General features: G+C 63.9%; 18 protein-coding genes and 1 pseudogene. 7 read left to right on the top strand and 12 right to left on the bottom strand.

Going from position 1 to position 16919, the window contains the following annotated elements:
- Window positions 1-56: 56 nt before the first annotated feature.
- Window positions 57-536, bottom strand: a complete 480-nt coding sequence (locus CGZ66_RS35245; protein WP_095091223.1) for a carboxymuconolactone decarboxylase family protein — start codon at window positions 534-536, stop codon at window positions 57-59.
- Window positions 537-643: 107 nt separating this feature from the next.
- On the opposite strand from CGZ66_RS35245, the pseudogene CGZ66_RS41930 reads away from it, so the two are divergent.
- Window positions 644-755: pseudogene (locus CGZ66_RS41930) on the top strand (helix-turn-helix domain-containing protein); the annotation flags it as partial.
- A gap of 123 nt (window positions 756-878) precedes the next feature.
- On the opposite strand, the gene CGZ66_RS35240 reads toward CGZ66_RS41930, so the two are convergent.
- Window positions 879-1478 (bottom strand): YdeI/OmpD-associated family protein, encoded by a 600-nt coding sequence (locus CGZ66_RS35240; protein WP_095091222.1) that lies wholly within the window; start codon window positions 1476-1478, stop codon window positions 879-881.
- Window positions 1479-1682: 204 nt separating this feature from the next.
- Here CGZ66_RS35240 and CGZ66_RS40190 point away from each other — a divergent pair, with 204 nt between their 5' ends.
- Together CGZ66_RS40190 and CGZ66_RS35230 are read left to right on the top strand one after the other, a co-directional pair.
- The gene (locus tag CGZ66_RS40190; protein WP_095091221.1) at window positions 1683-2027 is read left to right on the top strand and encodes a VOC family protein; all 345 of its coding nucleotides are present in this window, start codon (window positions 1683-1685) and stop codon (window positions 2025-2027) included.
- 91 nt (window positions 2028-2118) lie between these two features.
- Entirely contained in the window at window positions 2119-2730 is a 612-nt protein-coding gene (locus tag CGZ66_RS35230) for a hypothetical protein (protein ID WP_095091220.1), read from the top strand.
- 21 nt (window positions 2731-2751) lie between these two features.
- Here CGZ66_RS35230 and CGZ66_RS35225 read toward each other — a convergent pair whose 3' ends face one another.
- Window positions 2752-3225, bottom strand: a complete 474-nt coding sequence (locus tag CGZ66_RS35225; RefSeq protein WP_095091219.1) for a cupin domain-containing protein — start codon at window positions 3223-3225, stop codon at window positions 2752-2754.
- Between the two features lie 65 nt (window positions 3226-3290).
- On the opposite strand from CGZ66_RS35225, the gene CGZ66_RS35220 reads away from it, so the two are divergent.
- Window positions 3291-3752, top strand: coding sequence for a MarR family winged helix-turn-helix transcriptional regulator (locus CGZ66_RS35220; protein WP_095091218.1), 462 nt, complete (start codon window positions 3291-3293; stop codon window positions 3750-3752).
- A 39-nt stretch (window positions 3753-3791) separates the two neighbouring features.
- On the opposite strand, the gene CGZ66_RS35215 is transcribed toward CGZ66_RS35220, so the two are convergent.
- Window positions 3792-4697, bottom strand: coding sequence for a S1C family serine protease (locus CGZ66_RS35215; RefSeq protein WP_095091217.1), 906 nt, complete (start codon window positions 4695-4697; stop codon window positions 3792-3794).
- 241 nt (window positions 4698-4938) lie between these two features.
- Between CGZ66_RS35215 and yghU the strand changes: the two genes are divergently transcribed.
- Window positions 4939-5805: a glutathione-dependent disulfide-bond oxidoreductase gene (gene yghU, locus CGZ66_RS35210; RefSeq protein ID WP_095091216.1), complete on the top strand. Its 867-nt coding sequence runs from the start codon at window positions 4939-4941 to the stop codon at window positions 5803-5805.
- 122 nt (window positions 5806-5927) lie between these two features.
- Here yghU and CGZ66_RS35205 read toward each other — a convergent pair whose 3' ends face one another.
- Window positions 5928-6230 (bottom strand): DUF1236 domain-containing protein, encoded by a 303-nt coding sequence (locus tag CGZ66_RS35205; RefSeq protein WP_095091762.1) that lies wholly within the window; start codon window positions 6228-6230, stop codon window positions 5928-5930.
- Window positions 6231-7100: 870 nt separating this feature from the next.
- Between CGZ66_RS35205 and CGZ66_RS35200 the strand changes: the two genes are divergently transcribed.
- The gene (locus CGZ66_RS35200; RefSeq protein ID WP_095091761.1) at window positions 7101-7307 is read left to right on the top strand and encodes a hypothetical protein; all 207 of its coding nucleotides are present in this window, start codon (window positions 7101-7103) and stop codon (window positions 7305-7307) included.
- A 380-nt stretch (window positions 7308-7687) separates the two neighbouring features.
- Here the strand turns inward: CGZ66_RS35200 and CGZ66_RS35195 are convergent, their stop codons facing one another.
- Window positions 7688-8239: an isochorismatase family protein gene (locus CGZ66_RS35195; protein ID WP_095091215.1), complete on the bottom strand. Its 552-nt coding sequence runs from the start codon at window positions 8237-8239 to the stop codon at window positions 7688-7690.
- Between the two features lie 248 nt (window positions 8240-8487).
- On the opposite strand from CGZ66_RS35195, the gene CGZ66_RS35190 reads away from it, so the two are divergent.
- A complete protein-coding gene (locus tag CGZ66_RS35190; protein ID WP_245331358.1) occupies window positions 8488-8760 on the top strand; it encodes a DUF5071 domain-containing protein in 273 nt (90 codons plus the stop codon).
- Between the two features lie 46 nt (window positions 8761-8806).
- Here the strand turns inward: CGZ66_RS35190 and CGZ66_RS35185 are convergent, their stop codons facing one another.
- The 6 genes from CGZ66_RS35185 to ligD form a co-directional block, all read right to left on the bottom strand.
- The gene (locus CGZ66_RS35185) at window positions 8807-10417 is read right to left on the bottom strand and encodes a WD40 repeat domain-containing protein (RefSeq protein ID WP_095091214.1); all 1611 of its coding nucleotides are present in this window, start codon (window positions 10415-10417) and stop codon (window positions 8807-8809) included.
- 121 nt (window positions 10418-10538) lie between these two features.
- A complete protein-coding gene (locus CGZ66_RS35180) occupies window positions 10539-11315 on the bottom strand; it encodes an exodeoxyribonuclease III (protein ID WP_095091213.1) in 777 nt (258 codons plus the stop codon).
- Window positions 11316-11319: 4 nt separating this feature from the next.
- Window positions 11320-11964, bottom strand: coding sequence for an alpha/beta hydrolase family protein (locus CGZ66_RS35175; RefSeq protein WP_095091212.1), 645 nt, complete (start codon window positions 11962-11964; stop codon window positions 11320-11322).
- Window positions 11965-12178: 214 nt separating this feature from the next.
- The gene (locus CGZ66_RS35165; RefSeq protein ID WP_095091210.1) at window positions 12179-13306 is read right to left on the bottom strand and encodes a tetratricopeptide repeat protein; all 1128 of its coding nucleotides are present in this window, start codon (window positions 13304-13306) and stop codon (window positions 12179-12181) included.
- Window positions 13303-14208, bottom strand: coding sequence for a non-homologous end joining protein Ku (ku, locus tag CGZ66_RS35160; RefSeq protein WP_095091209.1), 906 nt, complete (start codon window positions 14206-14208; stop codon window positions 13303-13305). Before ku ends, CGZ66_RS35165 begins: the two co-directional genes overlap by 4 nt.
- Window positions 14209-14411: 203 nt before the next feature.
- Entirely contained in the window at window positions 14412-16904 is a 2493-nt protein-coding gene (gene ligD, locus CGZ66_RS35155; RefSeq protein ID WP_095091760.1) for a DNA ligase D, read from the bottom strand.
- Between the last annotated feature and the right edge of the window lie 15 nt (window positions 16905-16919).

Raw genomic sequence — 16919 nt, 5'->3', positions numbered from 1 at the left:
GTTAGCGGCCGCCACGTCGCGCCGCATCGATTGATGGGTCTGTAAAAAGGGCGGGGTTAGTTCAGGCCTGCCTTGTCGAGGCGGTAGAGTTTATCCGCAGAGCCGGGCACGGTCTTGAAGGCGACGTTAGCACGGTTCCAGGCGTTGATGGCCATGATCGAGAAGGTCAGGTCGGAGATTTCCTTTTCCGAAAGCTGCCCACGCACCCGCTCGTAGAGTTCGTCCGGAATACCGCCCTCGGGGAGCTTCGTGACGGCTTCAGTCCAGGCAAGGGCGGCGCGTTCACGAGGAATGAAAAGGTTTGATTCCCGCCAGATGGCGACATGGTAGAGCCGCAACTCGCTCTCGCCGTGGATCTTTGCTTCCTTGACATGCATGTCGAGGCAGAAGGCGCAGCCATTGATCTGGGACGCCCGGATATGGACCAGATCGCGGATCTTCTCTTCGATCACGCTGCGCGCCTCGGCCATGCTGAAGTCGAGAAGCTGCTTGAATAGCTCAGGCGATTGTTGGGCGACGTTCAGGCGCTGTGTCACTGCTCTCTCCTTTTGAGGACATTTAATATCCTTAAGGATATATGATATCCATAATCCTGTAAAGCGCCTCCCGCCTGGGATGCGGGACATAAGGTTTATGTCGAATAGTGGACATCGTATCGGGATTGCGAACGTTCCCGCGAGTGGCGGAGACAGGGTCCTTCTCGGCCGCGGCGAATCGACCTCGATCTGACGCAGCCGGCCTTAATCAGCGCCTTGATCGACTGCATGGCACCCGAAAGCCCGAGGCGGCCAATACCCACCGTGGCTGGAGCAATTCCGAGAAAGTGTGAAACGGGTGCGGCTAAACGCAAAGCGCCGGCAGTGCGGCGCCTGAAAGGATTACTTCTTGCCCTGCGGATGGATCGTCTCGCCGCGCTTCAGCATCGCGACGAAGGTCTCGATCTTCTTCTTGCGGCCAGCTTCGGTCTTCATGTTGTGGGTGCGGAAGGCAAGCGCGAAGCGGTTCTGTGCGCTGAGCTTTGCCAGCATCTCTTTCGCCTTGGGTTCGGCATCTATGGCTGCCTGCAGGTCATCGGGGATTTTCATCTCCTTGCCGCTGCCGTAGGCGCGCGCCCAGCGGCCATCGGCCTTGGCTGCCTCGACCTGTCTCAGCCCATGCTCGGTCATGCGACCCTCCTCGACCAGCCGCGCGACATTGTCGATGTTGATCAGGCTCCAGATGCTCTTCCTGCCGCGCGGCGTGTAGCGCTGCAAGAAACTGTTGTCGTCGAGCCCCTTGCGCACCGCGTCGATCCAGCCGAAGCACAGCACCACGTCGATGGCCTCCTTCGGCGTGATCGACTTCAGCCCCGACCCCACCTTGTGGATCTTGATCCACACCTCGGTTTCCGCAGCGTGGTGCTTGCCGAGCCAGGCGTGGAAGCTGGCCGCGTCCGGGAACTCCCTGACCTTGTCGGGATCGACCTTGACCGGCGCCATCAGCCGGCCTGCCCGCTCGCTGCGCTTGCCGCTCGGATCACCGTCATCTTGCCTCCAGCATCGTGCCAAACATCATCCGTCAGCATCGTGATATGGCCCCCTGTCAGTTTTCGGCAGCAGCAAAGCCTGCTGGCGGATGACGATGGAACGCACCACCCATCGCCGCGTTCCGGCTTCAGTGCAACCGCCGGATGGAGGTTCCCGATGACAATCCAGACCATTTTCGCCCATGTCAGCTGCGCCGACCTCGAATCGAGCATCGGCTGGTATGCAAAGCTGTTCGGCAAGGCGCCGCTGCGCCGGCCGATGCCGGGCCTGGCCGAATGGCAGTTCAGCGACAGCGCTGAGGTGCAGCTCTTCGAGGACAGGGACAAGGCCGGTACCAGCACGCTGACGCTCGGCGTGCTGCCGCTGGCGCCCGAGCGGCAGCGGCTGATGGATGCAGGCCTCAAGCCCGGCCCGATCGAGGAAGCCGACGATTTCTACATCATGCGCCTGCGCGACCCCGACGGGAACCTGGTGGTGTTTGCGAGTGCGCAACGCGACTAGGCCGCCCCTCGGCCGAAAATATTTTCCTCCACCCGCTGTCGAAATCTCGCAGACCTGCGATGGTCCTGTTCCACACGCTTGGGAACACATCATGAAATCTCTGCTCTTCGCCCTGGCGATGCTGTTGCCCACAGCTGCCCTCGGCGAACCGATCGACACCCTGAAAATCATCACGGCGGTGACCGGCGACTTCAACGGCGACGGCGCCGTCGACCTTGCCATGGTCGTCGAGACCCAGCCCGGCAATCCGATGGACATCCACTTCTTCCTCAGGGACAAGGAGCACAATTACCTCAAGCCCGTCGAAATCGTGCACGAGCAGATCCTCGGCGAATGGAACGGTTACGACCGGCCGGGCTACGAAAATTCAGACACCGAGCCGGAACTGACGATGCTGCCGAACGGGTCGATCAAGTTCTATCTGCCGGCGATGCCGATCGGCGGCCAGCGGACCAACATGACGCTGACCATCGCCTGGCGCAACGGTGCCTTCATCGTCGCCGGTTTTGCCTATGACTACGAGGACTTCCAGCAGGATAATGTCGCCAGCGCCTGTGAGTACAACGTGCTGACCGGCAAGGGCACCAGCAGCAAGACGCAGCCTGACGGCAGCTCGAAGCACAGGACTGTCTCGGTGGAAGGCCGGACCGTCGCCTTCAAGGACTGGAACCTGGGTGCTGATTTCAGCGCTTGCGACGGGTGACCGGCGTCTCTTTGACCGGCTTCAGTTCGGTGGCGGCGCCGCCGGCGTCAATCCGTGCCGGCGCATGATGTCCATCATTTTGAGCTTGTCCGGCGGGCCGCCGGCGGCAGCATTGAGCACCGCAAAGGCCTCGCGAAAATAGTCCGGGCCGATCGCCGCCGGGGTGATGACGCAAAGCGCCTTGGCATCCCTGGTGCCATTGTTGTCAAACCGGTGAACGGCGCCGCGTGGAATGCACAGCGCCTCACCTGGCCCGACCTCGATCGCCTTGCCGTCGACGGTCCAGGTCAACACCCCGTCGACGCCGTAGATCGTCTCTTCGTAGTGGTCGTGGCTGTGCGCCGGCGCCGGCAGCCGTTGCGCGCCGGGCACCATCAGTTCGAAGGCGGCGACGCTGCCGTTCGAACTGTCGCCTGACACCAGGAAGCGAACCGACAGCCCCTTGGTACCGATGGTTTCGTTGGCTGGATTGACCTGAAGATCCAAGGCTGGCATTGCATAAGCTCCCCGAGTAAATTACATTTACCGCCTATGAGTAAACTCAATTTACCGGATCGTCAATGGCCACATCCGCTGAAGTTCTGCAGACCAAGACCGAGGACCTGCTGATCGGCGCGCTGCTGCGCGTGCCGGCCCAGGCGATCCAGCGCCGGCTGATCAAGGAGCTCAACGCCGCCGGCTTCGACGAATTGCGCCTGCCGCATATGGCGGTGCTGCAGTTTCCCGGGCCGGACGGCGCGCGCCCGGGCACCATCGCCGAGCGCGCAGGCATGAGCAAGCAGGCCATCAACCAGCTGCTCAGCAGTCTCGAAGGTTACGGCTATCTCATGCGCTCCGACATTCCGGGCGAAGGCAGTGCGCGCGTGGTGCGGTCCACCGAACGCGGACACGCCGCCTTCTGGAAAATGGTCGATATCCTGCGCGACATCGAGGAAGAGTGGCGCACCGAACTCGGACCAGAACGCTTTGCCCAGCTGAAAGCGCTGTTGTTTGTCGTCTGGGACAGCCCGCTGGCGCGGTGAGCGGCCGACTGGGATGCAACGAAATGCCCCAGCCGATGCCTACTGCAGCTGCGGCTTCTTGAGGAAACTGCCGCGGTCGGCCGATTTGACGCGCAGCCAGGTTTCGCGGCCATCGCGCAGCACCCGCATCGGGATCTCCGCGCCGGCCGAGCCGCTCTCCCACAGCTTGCGATAGAAATCGGCCAGCCCATCGACCGCGCCGTCACGGATGTCGGAAATGATGTCGCCCTGCCGCAGGCCGGCTTTGGCGGCCGGGCCGCCTTCGGTCACGCTCATCACCACCACCTTGCCGTCGCTTTCGGCCGACAAGGCGCCGAGCCACGGGCGCGGTGGCCTGGCCACATGGCCGCGCGTCAGGAGATCGTCGAGAATGGGCGGCAAAAGGTCGATCGGCACGACCATGTTTATATCGGCGACCTCGCCGTTGCGGCTCATCTGCAGCCGCAGCGAACCGATGCCGAGCAGCGAGCCGTCGGCGCCGAACAGCCCGGCACCACCCCAGGACGGGTGCGCGGGCGCGATGAAGATCGCCTCGTCGAGCAGATACTCCCAATAGCCGGCGAATTCCTGCTTGGTGACGATCCTGGCCTGCACCGACTGGCCGACGCCGTCGGCCAGCACCACGGCGTCGCCGATCCTGGCCTTGCCGGCATCGCCCAGCGCCACCGCCGGCAGGCCGAGCGGCGCCAGCGCCTGCACCAGGCCGAAGCCCGATTCCTGGTCATAGGCAAGCGCGTGCGCCGGGATGACGCGGCCGTCATGACTGGTCAGCCAGACCTCTTCCGCTTCGGTGATGAGATAGCCGATGGTCAGCACCAGCCCGTCGTTGCGGATGACGACACCGCTGCCTTCCCTGAGCGTGCCAAGGGCACCCGCCGTGAAGGCATCCTCCGGAACGGTGGCCCGCACGGCAACGACCGAGCGCGGATTGGGATTGATGGTCATGCTGTCATTCCTGGATAGGTGATAATTCTATAGGTATGCCGCAAGGGAGATGGTGCAAGGGGTGAGAAGCGGTTCGCGCGGCCACTGGCATGATGAATTCGCTTCGCGATCCGGCTGATCACCCCACCAGGGGAAGGGAAAACGGAGCCTCCGTCAACAATAGTTCAACGCAAGTTGAACTTCCCCCTCTGAAACCCTAGTTGTAGGGCGACCTGCCCATCCTTCCCCACGAGGCCCCGAGATGACCGACTACACCCCGCCGAAAGTATGGACCTGGAGCAAGGCGAATGGCGGCGCCTTTGCCAGCATCAACCGGCCGATCGCCGGGCCGACGCACGACAAGGACCTGCCAGTCGGCAAACACCCGCTGCAGCTCTATTCGCTGGCGACGCCGAACGGCGTCAAGGTGACCGTCATGTTGGAGGAACTTCTGGCGCGCGGCCACAAGGGCGCCGAATATGATGCCTGGCTGATCCGCATCAACGATGGCGACCAGTTCGGCAGCGGCTTCGTCGAGGTCAATCCCAATTCAAAGATTCCCGCCTTGATGGACCGCAGCGGCAAGACCCCGGTGCGCATCTTCGAATCCGGCTCGATCCTCGTCTATCTCGCCGAAAAATTCGGCGAATTCCTGCCGACCGAACAGCCGGCCCGCGCCGAGGTGCTGTCCTGGCTGTTCTGGCAGATGGGTTCGGCACCTTATCTGGGCGGCGGCTTCGGCCATTTCTACGCCTATGCGCCGGAGAAGTTCGAGTATGCCATCGACCGCTTCTCCATGGAGGTGAAGCGCCAGATGGACGTGCTCGACCGTCGGCTTGCCGAGTCCGAATATCTCGGTGGCAAGGACTACAGCATCGCCGACATGGCGGTTTGGCCCTGGTATGGCGGGCTGGCGCTCGGCCGCATGTACAATGATTCCGGCGAGTTCCTGTCCGTGAACGACTACCAGCATGTGCAGCGCTGGGCCAAGGCGATCGACGCCCGCCCCGCGGTCAAGCGCGGCCGCATGGTCAACCGCGCCTTCGGTGAACCCGCCATGCAGCTGCATGAGCGCCACGACGCCCGCGATTTTGAGACGAACACGCAGGACAAGCTGGCCGCCGAATAGACCACGGCAAAACCTGCCTCAAAGGAAAGCCCGCCACCGACGCGAATGTCTGGTGACGGGCTCCTCCCAAGACAACCCAACGCGGGCAATCCCGGTGTGTCGGCCTACGCGTCGGGCCTCACTCAGTGCAGGACTTGGACGATCTGGCGTGTCTCTGGATCGACCAGGACGGTCTGGTCATTGATCACGGCGACGCGATATTTGACGTCGGGCACCTGACGCAATTCGACCGTGTCGGGCACCGACGAGCCAAGCTTGAGTTCGACGCCCAGCAGGTTCACCGACGCAAGCGGCTCCTTCTTGATGTATTGGCGAACGACCGTCTCCTGCTCCGGCTGGACGACAACGACGTGTTCAGCCATCGCCACGCCAATGCCGCCCATCAGGACGATCGCGGCCGCAGCACTCGAAAGATAATGTTTCATCATAGCCTCCATTGTATTCATCGGAACTCCGCCCTGGATGAAAACTCCGCCGCCACCGTGAGGTTCCATTTCAATTACCGAATTGAAAGCATCACGAAATCGACCTGATATTGGCGCTTGTTGATCCAGCTATCGGTCCAAGAGGCACAAAAGCTTCCGGATTTCGTAGATAAATTATGCAGATGGGTGCTGAATTGCACACAGAACTGCCAACAGCTACACGGATCACCGGAGAACGCCCCATGGCATGGGCTTCAAAGGTCGTCGCCACCGGCGCTGGATCGGCCTCAATATTTTCATTGCCTAGCCAACGTAGAGCGCACCGTGTCGTTCCAGCCGCCTTTCTTGTTTTCGCCGGAAGCTCCGACAAGAAAGAGGCCCGCCTTGCTGGGAGCAAAGCGGGCCTTAGACGGTGTGGCCGGAGGTGGCAGTCCTCACAGGTCAAACTCAAAACGCGAAGCGCCGGCGCTTGGTTCCAGCCTTGGCATACTGCGCCCCCGTGGCGGCGGTGGTGGCGGCCGTTGCCGCGCTGTGCCTGTGACGTCAGGGCTGCCAGCGGGGCCATTTTAGGTGCCACGATTGCGGCGAAGACGCTTGGCCGGCTAAGTTTTTTCCCGATCCTGACCACGCGAAACGACCGCGTCATTATATCGCGTTTGACTAAAATACCGGAACGTCCAATGCACATTGCCGGAACCGAACAGGGCCCCCCGGACCTTTGCGGCTGGCACCTAAGACCTTGGTCCTAGGCGAAAACGCAAACGGCCGATGTGGCCCGGATTGACGTCCGGAGAAGGGAACATCTCGCTTTGGCTGTCGTTTGTCGCGATATCGCCGGCGCCGCCGGATCCATATCGGGAGGACAGAACGATGCCGCATCGATCCACCGTCGTCAAAACAGGCAACGGCCCGGTCACGGCGATTGCCGTGCTGATGGTGGGATTGATGGCGGTGGGAATGGTGTTTCTCGTCCTGGGCGGCGCGCTCTACCTCAACGAGCAGCCGTCGGATCAACGTGCGCTGTCGTCCCTTCCCGCCCGATCGATTCAGGCGACCGATCGCAGCGCGGCAAACTGATCGGGCTGCGCGCTCGGCGGAACATCCAGCCGCCTTTTCGAATCGACAGCGACCCGCCGGCCAGTTTGGGTTGAGGAAAATCATTCGATGCGGCAAGAAAGAGAAACTGTCTCACGCCGTGATGACCAGGACGCCGAATCTGCACTTTAGTCCCGGCCTATTCCGCTTTCGCGGAAGTGTCGGCCGGCGGGCGATGTGCAATGATGTCAATGCGGCGGTACGAGCCGCCCTGGTTGACGCGGGCGCCCGAGCCATCCCAACAATGCGCCCCCCCGTCCGCGTCGACCACGGCAGGCACCTGGCGGTCTCGTCCGATCCGCAGTGCTGGACAAGTTGTCGCGCGAAGTGACGATCAGCCTGCCGCCAAATTCGTTACAGCTTCAGCCGCCGACCAGTGCCTTCGTCGTCACCAGATTGACGCCGGCCTCGGCGAATTCATCGTTGTGGCGGGTGATGATCTGCCGGGCGCTCTCACTGGCGCTGTCCAATGTGCTGTGCGCATCGGAGACCACGGTGACGCCAAGCCCTCTGGCCATCGCGCCCTTGACGGTCGCAGCCACGCAAAAATCGGTCTGCGCGCCCAGCAGCACGACAGCACCGGCGCCCTGCCCGGCGACCCATTCGCCAAGGGCTGCATTGCTGAAGGCATTGCCGACGCTCTTGGCGAAAGTCGGCTGGTCCACGGCCTGGCCGAGAGCGGGCCACACCGGCCAACCGGGTTCACCCGGCGCCAGCGGATCGCCCGCCGGTCCGTCATGCCTGACAAAGGCGACCTTGCGCCCGCCGCGCCGCGCCCAGTCGATCACCGCCCGGGCACGCTCGGCAATGGCTGACGCCTCATGGATCGGCGGCTCGTGCACGCCGTCGAACATGCCGGTCTGAAGGTCGATCACGATGAGCGGCGCTTTGTCCGCGAGGCTGGATGCTGACATGGCGCGAACATAGCGTGGGCGGCGAGAGGGTCAAGGATGGTTGACAGGCGTGTGGCCATTGACAGCAATCTTCGAGCACTCAAAAAGCGTAGAGATTATGGGCGGAAAGCGACTTGTATGATTGACCCACAGAGCCTGCTCCCACGCGACAAGCACGATCTTGACTCAATCGCTCTGATTGTCGAAGCGGGCTATCCGGCGGTTGCGCCGATTTTGGACCAACTGTTGGAGTGGACTGCCGATGGCCGGTGGCTAGTCCCATCGCTGATTTCCTTGTCACTTTGGGGACACCGCTGATCAATCCGGTCTCACGTATCCTTCAGGGAAAGGATGGAACTCAAAAGTGGCACTGCATCAACTCGATCGTGCAAAGATTGCCGATGGACGTTCTTCGCGGCCTGGAGGAGGATCTGCGCCGATTAGCGGATCATCCCAGCGAAGATGACAGACGAGAAGAGGTCGATATTGAAGCACGCGAGGTCCTGCATCGTTTCGAACCCGATCATGGCGTGAAGCTGTAGCTGACCCCGCCCCGCAATGGCTCCGGCCGCTCCTCGGGCGCGCCATTCACCCCGGCGCCCCTGCAAACAGCACCACGCCGTCGCCGCCTGCGGCCGGCCAGTCGCGGATGGTACGGTCGTAGCCGCCGGTCAGCACCGTGCCGTCGGCGGCGAAGGCCACCGCATAGATCGGGCCGCTCTGGCTGTCGAACATGGCGACCTGATTGCCGGTTTCCATGTCCCACAGGCGCGCCGTGCCGTCGAGCGAACCGGAGACCAGGCGCTTGCCGTCGGCCGACAGCGCCAACGTGTAGACGGTGCCCTCATGGCCATCGAAGCGGCGCACTTCGCGGCCGCTGTCGAGGTCCCAGAGCTTGATCGTGTAGTCGCCGCTGCCGGTGATTAGATGATGGCCGTCGGCGGTGAACACGGCGCCATAGGTGCCATGCTCATGCCCATGCCAGCTGCGCAGCTGCTTGCCGCTGTCGATGTCCCAGAGTTTGAGAGTGCCATCGATGCTGCCCGAGACGGCGCGAGTGCCGTCGGGCGAGACGGCGACAGCGCTGACCGACCAGTCGTGCCCGCTCATCACATGCAGCACGGTGCCCTTTTCTAGGTCCCAGACGATGACGTTGCCGGTCTCGTGGCCGGTCACGGCACGCTTGCCGTCCGGGCTGATCGCCAGCTTGTTCACACCGCCATTCTCGCCCGCCGAAAAGACATGCAGCACAGCGCCGTCGGAAAGTTTCCGCTGCACCATCTCGCCGTCGTCGCCGGCGGTCAGCGCGCTGACGCCATCGGGCATGAACAGCGCCGTGCGCACCATATCCTTGTGGGCGCCGAGGGTGCGGATCAGATGCTTGCCGGCGATGTCCCAGAGCTTGATCGTGTGGTCGGTGGAAGCGCTCATGATCGAGTGCCCGTCGGTCGCCACGGCCAGCCAGACGACAGCGTCGCGATGACCCTCGGGCTCGGTCGGCAGCGGTGGCGGAGGTGGGGGCAGAGGCGCGACGGTCGGTGGCGGGATCACAGCGACCTCCGGCGGTGCCGGAACGGGCGTAGGCGGCGTTGGCGGCGCGAGCGCGGGCGGAGTCAGCGGCTCTAGGGCCGCGGGCGGGTTGACCGCTTCCGGTGGTGGGGCGGGCGGAGATGGCGCCGGCGGCGTGGCTGCCGGTGGAACTGCCGGTTCCTGGACCGGCGGCGCACTGGCGACGTCCTGCCCCTTCGGCTCGGCAGGCTTGGGTTCATTCTGCTTGGGTTCGTTGGGCTTGGGTTCGCCGGGCTGGCTGGCAATTTCGCCACCGCGATCATGCCAGGGGCCGAACCGGTCGACGGCCAGCACCGCAAGCACAACCAATGGCAGGGCGAGAAACACCTTGCGCAGGCCGGGCCTGCCGGTGTCTTGCACTTCCGCCGCACGGCCGAACAGCGGCGCGCCGGCCTGATGGTTCGGGCGCCCCGGCAGACGACCTGCCCAGAACAGCAGAGCGCCAATCAGGCAAGCGAGTGCCGCCACCACCAATGCGGCCAACCGGATGGAGGCGGAAGCCTCGGCGGAAGGCGAGACACCGCGCCAGACGACGACTGCATCGCCAAGCACCAGCCAGGCGCGCCAGACGCAAGCCACGGCCACCACCAGCAGGATGATTGCAATCAGCCTGTCGACGACTCTGTTCATCGGCCCCCCTCGGCGCCATCGCAGGCTTCGCCCCACGCCGCAAAGTTCAGTTCACGAGATTACCAGTGGAAAAGGTGTTCGCAAAATGGCGCATGCGAAAGCGGCGGCGTCGAGGTTCCCATCAAGCTGACCTGAGCTCCACCCAGACCGGCGCATGGTCGCTGGCGCCGTCTTGCCCGCGCACCTCGCGGTCGATCCCGGCGGCGGTGAGACGGCGCGACAGTGTCTTCGACAGCAGGATATGGTCGAGCCTGAGCCCCGCGTCGCGCGGCCAGCGGTTTCGGCGATAATCCCAGAACGTATAGAGCGTCTCCTTCGGGTGCTTCTTGCGCAGGGCATCCGTCCAGCCCTGCTCGATCAGGCGGGCGAAGGACGCCCGGCTTTCCGGCTGCACCAGCGCGTTGTCGTCATAGGAGCGGGTGGCGTAGATGTCGCGCGGCTCGGGCACGATGTTGTAGTCGCCGGCCAGCACCACCGGTAGGCCGGTGTCCAACAGCTGCTCGGCGTGTGCCTCCAGCCGTTCATGCCAGGCGAGCTTGTAGGCGAATTTCGGGCCGGGCTGAGGGTTGCCGTTCGGCGCATAAAGGCAAGCGATGACGATGCCGTCCACCGCCGCCTCGATGTAGCGGCTCTGCTTGTCGGCATCGTCGCCCGGCAAGGCATCGCGGGTCAGCACCGGTTCCGAGGCCCGCGCCAGTAAGGCGACGCCGTTCCAGGTCGGCTCGCCCTTCCACACCGCGCCATAGCCGGCCGCGGCCAATGCCGAACGCGGAAACTGCGTGTCGCGCGCCTTCAGTTCCTGCAGGCACACGACATCAGGCTTTGCCGTCGCCAGCCATGCCAGCAGGTTCTCCAGCCGGCTGTTGACGTTGTTGATGTTGAAGGAGGCGATTTTCATCGGCTCAGGAAACGATCCGGCCCGTCCACGCCTTCACAGCCTCGGCCAGCGTCTTCAAGTGTTCGGCCGCCGAAAATCCTGAAACGCTCTTGCGCGGTTTGAGATCATGGTCGCCATCCTCCAGCCAAACGATTTCGATCTGGTCGGAAAGCGCGTAAGTCGCGACCTCGTCCTGCGTCCCGAACTCGTCACGTGTGCCCTGGAAGATCAGCGTCGGCGTCTTCAGGTTGGCGAGATGTTTGGTCCGCAATTGCTCGGGCTTGGCCGGCGGATGAAAGGGATAGCCGAGGCACAGCAGGCCCGATATCTCGCCCTTGGCAAACATCTCGTCGGCGACCATCGAGGCGACGCGCCCGCCCATCGACTTGCCGCCGATGATGAGTGGGCCGGTTACGCCCTTCGTCCTGAGGTCGGCGATCGCCTTGACATATTCCGGGTTCACCGTCTCGGCCCGCGGCGGCGGCTTGCGATGCCCGTAGCGGCGGGCTGCCATGTAGTGGAATTCGAAGCGCGCGACCTGGAAGCCAGTCGCCGCCAGCGACTTGGCGGTGGCCGTCATCGAGGGAGAATCCATCGACGCGCCGGCGCCATGCGCGAGCAGGATGGCGACGGGGGCGGTCTCGGGGCCGTCGAAGAGGAAGGTGGTCATAGGGCGGCCTTCCCCGAGAGGTCGTGTTCCGTCCAACCCCCCTCTGTCCTGCCGGACATCTCCCCCGCAAGGGGGGAGATCGGCAGCTTTGACGTTCCGCTCAATGTCCAACGTTGGCGATTGGGGAAAGCGGTGGCGACATCCAATCTCCCCCCTTGCGGGGGAGATGTCCGGCAGGACAGAGGGGGGTGTTCAAGCGCCAGCATCAATCCCCTCACCCAGCCGTCCGCGCCAGTTGCATATCCACGAACTGCACCCCCTTGGCCGCAACCCGCGCCCATTCGGAATCGCTATCCAGTTCGAGATAGCGCGCCCAGTTGCGGCGCGCCTCCGGCAAATTGCCGGCGTCGAATTCCAGCCGGGCGAGGTTGAACACCGGATCGGCATAGGTCTTGTCTAGCGCGATGGCCTTCTGCAGATGCCTTCGCGCCGAGGCTTCGCGGCCTTGCTCGCTCATCAGCCCTGCCAGATTGAACCATGCCTCGACGAAGACCGGGTCGAGCTTTATCGCACGGGCATAATCGTGCGCGGCGTCCCTCGCGTGGCCGCCGGCGCGCAGGCAGTTGGCGCGGTTGAAGGCGGCAAAGGCATCGCCCGGGTCGATGGCCAGACAGCGCTGGTAGAGCGCGGCTGCCCCGTCATGGTCGCCGCCCTCCTCAGCCGCTTCGGCCTCCTCGAACAGCTCTTCCAGCGTGTCGTCGCCAGCTGAACCGGCGGTGCCCAGATCGAACAGCAATTGCCCGTCGAGCTCGCTCTGGCCGCCCTCGAGATAGATTGCGTCGGGCCGCCCATGCTGCGAGCCGACATTGAGCGACTTGGCGGTCAGCGAAGCCACCGGCCCGGAGCGATGGACGGAACGCGCGATCGCGCCCCACGTCGCCCCGCCGGCCACCAGCCCGGCATATTTGCGGGCCAGGATCAGGTCGCGGAAGGAATAGGGTTCGCCGTCATGTTCGAAGGCATCGAACAGCGACAACAGGTCAAGGTCGGCGCCTGGCAGCCGCGACTGTTCGATCAGCGATTGCCTCGACAGCGAGGACGCCTCCGGCGCCTTCATCAGCCCGAGCATGCGCAAGAAACCATTCTCGCTGATCAGAACACGGCCGGCCATGCGCTCGGCAGCGACGCGGCGCTCGATCTCGGCGTCGCCGTTCTTGGCAAGCCCGGCCCTGGCCAGCACGGAGCGGCCGAACACGACATGCGTGGTGCGCCTGGTGACGCCGCGCCGCAACTGGCCGTGCTGGCGCTCGACCTCGCGTGCCGCGAGCCTGAGCGGAAACGCCGCCAGCGCGCCGATCGCGCCGAAGACGGCCCCCGGGACCAGGACGGCTTGTGCCGTCATTTCTTGCTCTTGCCGACCGCCTTCAGCAGATTGGCCTTCAGCGGATTTTCAACAGCGCCGCCCGCTGCCGCCTTCTTGGTCGCGGGCTTGGCGACCTCGTCGGCCTTGCTTTTCGACTTGGCCGGCGGCTTCGATTGCGACAGGCTGGCCTTCAGCGCATCCATCAGATTGATGACATTGCCGCGTTCGGGGGCCGCCGCGATGATTGGCTTGTGGCCCTTCAGCTTCTCGCGGATCATCGTCATCAGCGCGATCTCATAGCGGTCCTCATAATTCTTCGGATCGAAGGTGGTTTCCTTCTGCTTGATGAGCGCTTCGGCCAATTGCAGCATTTCCGCGTCGGGCTTGCCGGCTGGAATGTTGCCAAAATATTCAGCCGTTCCACGCACTTCGTTCGGGTTTCTCAACGTACACACGAACATGCCGTTCTCGCGCGCACCGATCGTCACCACCCGCTCGCGGCTGGACAGCACCAGCCGGGCGATGGCCAGCTTGCCGGATTTGCGCATCGCTTCGCGCAGCACGGCGAAGGTTTCCTCCGCCATCGCGCCGTCGGGCGCCATGTAGTAGGGCGCGTCCTGATAGATGACGTCGACCTCGCCCTCGTCGACGAAGGCCTCGATGTTCATCGTGTGGTTGGATTCGATGCGCACCGCGTCGAGGTCTGCGTCATCGATGATGATGTACTGCTTGTCCTCGTATTCGTAGCCCTTGACCAGATCCGAACGCTCGACCAGCCCCAGTTCGGGATCGACCGGCTTCATGTTGATGCGGTTGTGGGTCTTCTTGTGCAGCTGGTTGAAACTGATGCGTTCGCTCGCGCTGGTGGCGGGGTATAGCCGCACCGGACAGCTGACGAGGCTGAGCTTGAGGTAACCTTTCCAACTTGCCCTGGGCGCCATGAAACACTCCTACGCGGCCATGCACTGTCACATCGGTGCAGCGCTGTTCGTCCGAAGGACGAGCGACGCCACTGAAATCCTACACCGACCCCGCACAATACAGGCAAATCCCTGACGAAATCTTTTAGGTCGGCACAGGGTCGAGGGCGGAGAATAATTCAAATTGTCAGGACCGTCGATGGACTTGGGTGCCTCGCCCCGTTTCATGGGCGCGAGGAACCCAACTTCTGAAGGGGCAAATCCCGCGCGAACTCATCGATCTCCGCCCATGGATCGCCGGATGTCGCCAAGAGCCCCGGCAGCGAAGAATAGTTCAAATCCTGCGGTGCATCGATCGACTCCAGATCCGCCCAGCTCACCGGTGTCGAGGCCGGCAGGTTGGTGCGGGCGCGCAGCGAATAGGGGGCGGCCGAGGTGTGGCCGCGTGCATTGCGGTGATAGTCGATGAAGATGCGCTTCCTGCGGTTGTCCTTGCCCATGGTGGTGGTGAAGGTGTCGGGCGCGGTTGCCGCCAGATGCGTGGAAATCGCGCTGGTTGCCTGGTGCAGTTTCTTCCAGTTCTGCTTGCCGGTCACCGGCACGGTGATGTGGATGCCGCTGCCGCCCGAGGTCTTGGCGAAGGGCACCAGCCCCAGCCCCTCGAGCTCAGCCTTGATATGCACCGCCGCCTCGACCACCTCGCGCCACGAAATCCCGTCGCCCGGGTCGAGGTCGAAGACGATCTGGTCGGGCTTGTCGAGGCTGGTGCGATGCGTGCCCCAGGTGTGGAATTCGACGACGCCGAACTGCGCCAGCGCCAGATAGCCCTTGGCGCCTTCGACCGAGAGATAGGACTTTGTCTCGCCCTCGGAATTGGTTGCCTCGAAGGTCACCACCGAGGGCGGCATGCCGGTGAAGGCATGGCGCTGGAAGAAGCAGTCCTTAGGCAGGCCGGTCGGGCAGCGCACCAGCGACACCGGCCGTCCCAGAATGTGCGGCAGCATGAAATCGCCGACCAGCGCGTAGTAGACGGCGATGTCGAGCTTGGTTGGCCCGGTCTTGCCGAACAGCCGCCGCGTCGGGTTGGTCACCCAGATGGTGGCGAGGTCGGCCTCCGAGATCAGCCGCTTGCGCTTGGCCGACACTGGCGTCGACAGGCCGACATCCCTCAAGCCGCGAAACACCGCGTGGCGCAGCGCATTGTCCGCGGTGCGGTTGGCATAGTGGATATGCGCCGAAAACAGCGGACGCACCCAGTGCATCTCGCGCATGATCTCGCGCGGCACCCCTTCGGGCGCCGTCGCGCCTGATGTGAGCGGCCCCAGCCTGGCCAGCAATTCGGCGGCGGTCCCGGTATCGAAGCCGGTGCCGACCTTGCCGCGATAGTGCAGTTCGCCGTCCTCGAACTCGGCAAGCCCCAGGGCTGCCAGCCCCTCGGCCGCGGCGGAGGTGGTGTAGCCGGCGATGACGAAGTCGCCGGTCGCCAGCGCCTTGGTCTTGGTCCAGCTCTTGGTGCGGCCGCTCTGGTAGATCGCGGTGGCGCGCTTGGAGACGACGCCCTCCAGCCCGAGTTCAGACGCCTGGTCGTAGAGTCCCTGGCCCGAGCCTTCGACATGGTCGGAGAACTGGATGGCGGAATTGGCGCCGAGGCCGGACAACATCTGTGCCAGCAGCGCCTTGCGCCGGACCAGCGGCGCCTTGGTCAGGTCCCAGCCGTCGAGATGAAGCAGATCGAAGGCATAGAAATGCAGTCTGCTGCCGGCGCCTCCGGCCAGCGCTTCCTGCAACAGCGCGAAACGGCTGATGCCCTTGGCGTCGAGCACGACGATCTCGCCGTCGATGATGGCGTCGCGGCACGGCAGTTTGGCGAAGGCATGCGGCAGGTCGCCATAGCGCTTCGTCCAGTCGATGCCGCCGCGCGTGATCAGCTTGACCATGCCGTCGCTCAGATGCGCCATGGTGCGGTAGCCGTCGAATTTGATCTCGTGCAGCCAGACCTCGTTGGTATCCTCGCCATCGGGCGGCTTTGACGCCTGCGTCGCCAGCTGCGGCTCGATGCGGCTGAGTGCCTGGGCCTTGAATGCACCCGGCAGCGTGCCGGGCTTCAGCGAACCCTGTTCGGGCTTGGCCGCCGGCTTCGCGGGCGCCGCCAACTCCTCGATGCGCCTGCCGGACTTCACGCTTTCCGGCCGCGCTTCCAGAATGTCGAGCGCGGTGTCGGCGGCAAGGTCGCGCTCCTTGAACAGCAGCCAGTTCTTCTTGTTCTCGTCCTCGCCGGGTTTTGGTTTGAGCCTGGTCAGCATCCAGCCGCCATTGAGCTTCTCGCCGGCAAGCCGAAACTTGAAGGCGCCGGTCCGCAGGCTCTTCTCGACATCGTCCATCGGCGCCCAGCTGCCGGTGTCCCAGACGATCATCGGCCCGCCGCCATATTCGCCTTCGGGAATGACGCCCTCGAAGTCGATGTATTCCAGCGGATGATCCTCGGTCTCGACCGCCAGCCGCTTGTCGGCCGGATTGAGCGAAGGCCCGCGCGGCACCGCCCAGCTCTTCAGCACGCCGCCGACCTGCAGGCGCAGATCATAGTGATCGGCGGTAGCGTGATGCTTGTGGACGACGAAGCGGTTGCCTTCGCCGGCGACGAGCCCGCCGGCGGGTTCCGGCGTTTTCGAGAATTCGCGCTTGGCGCGATAGGCTTTGAGCTTGGGTGGCGTTGGCATGGTCAGACGCGACCG

This window comes from Mesorhizobium sophorae (genome assembly GCF_002270415.1).
Taxonomy (GTDB): Bacteria; Pseudomonadota; Alphaproteobacteria; order Rhizobiales; family Rhizobiaceae; genus Mesorhizobium; species Mesorhizobium sophorae.
The sequence above is the reverse complement of the archived record's forward strand: the minus strand, read 5'-3'. Positions and strand labels throughout refer to the sequence as shown.

Bases quoted from the DNA above. Each gene is read 5' to 3' on its own strand.
- CGZ66_RS35240 (WP_095091222.1), bottom strand. From the start codon at position 1,478: ATGGCGCCGGTCAAGGTCGATCCCGACAAGGTCAGGGAGTTCCCGGAC.
- CGZ66_RS40190 (WP_095091221.1), top strand. From the start codon at position 1,683: ATGACAATCCAGACCATTTTCGCCCATGTCAGCTGCGCCGACCTCGAA.
- CGZ66_RS35230 (WP_095091220.1), top strand. From the start codon at position 2,119: ATGAAATCTCTGCTCTTCGCCCTGGCGATGCTGTTGCCCACAGCTGCC.
- CGZ66_RS35225 (WP_095091219.1), bottom strand. From the start codon at position 3,225: ATGCCAGCCTTGGATCTTCAGGTCAATCCAGCCAACGAAACCATCGGT.
- CGZ66_RS35220 (WP_095091218.1), top strand. From the start codon at position 3,291: ATGGCCACATCCGCTGAAGTTCTGCAGACCAAGACCGAGGACCTGCTG.
- CGZ66_RS35215 (WP_095091217.1), bottom strand. From the start codon at position 4,697: ATGACCATCAATCCCAATCCGCGCTCGGTCGTTGCCGTGCGGGCCACC.
- yghU (WP_095091216.1), top strand. From the start codon at position 4,939: ATGACCGACTACACCCCGCCGAAAGTATGGACCTGGAGCAAGGCGAAT.
- CGZ66_RS35205 (WP_095091762.1), bottom strand. From the start codon at position 6,230: ATGAAACATTATCTTTCGAGTGCTGCGGCCGCGATCGTCCTGATGGGC.
- CGZ66_RS35200 (WP_095091761.1), top strand. From the start codon at position 7,101: ATGCCGCATCGATCCACCGTCGTCAAAACAGGCAACGGCCCGGTCACG.
- CGZ66_RS35195 (WP_095091215.1), bottom strand. From the start codon at position 8,239: ATGTCAGCATCCAGCCTCGCGGACAAAGCGCCGCTCATCGTGATCGAC.
- CGZ66_RS35185 (WP_095091214.1), bottom strand. From the start codon at position 10,417: ATGAACAGAGTCGTCGACAGGCTGATTGCAATCATCCTGCTGGTGGTG.
- CGZ66_RS35180 (WP_095091213.1), bottom strand. From the start codon at position 11,315: ATGAAAATCGCCTCCTTCAACATCAACAACGTCAACAGCCGGCTGGAG.
- CGZ66_RS35175 (WP_095091212.1), bottom strand. From the start codon at position 11,964: ATGACCACCTTCCTCTTCGACGGCCCCGAGACCGCCCCCGTCGCCATC.
- CGZ66_RS35165 (WP_095091210.1), bottom strand. From the start codon at position 13,306: ATGACGGCACAAGCCGTCCTGGTCCCGGGGGCCGTCTTCGGCGCGATC.
- ku (WP_095091209.1), bottom strand. From the start codon at position 14,208: ATGGCGCCCAGGGCAAGTTGGAAAGGTTACCTCAAGCTCAGCCTCGTC.
- ligD (WP_095091760.1), bottom strand. From the start codon at position 16,904: ATGCCAACGCCACCCAAGCTCAAAGCCTATCGCGCCAAGCGCGAATTC.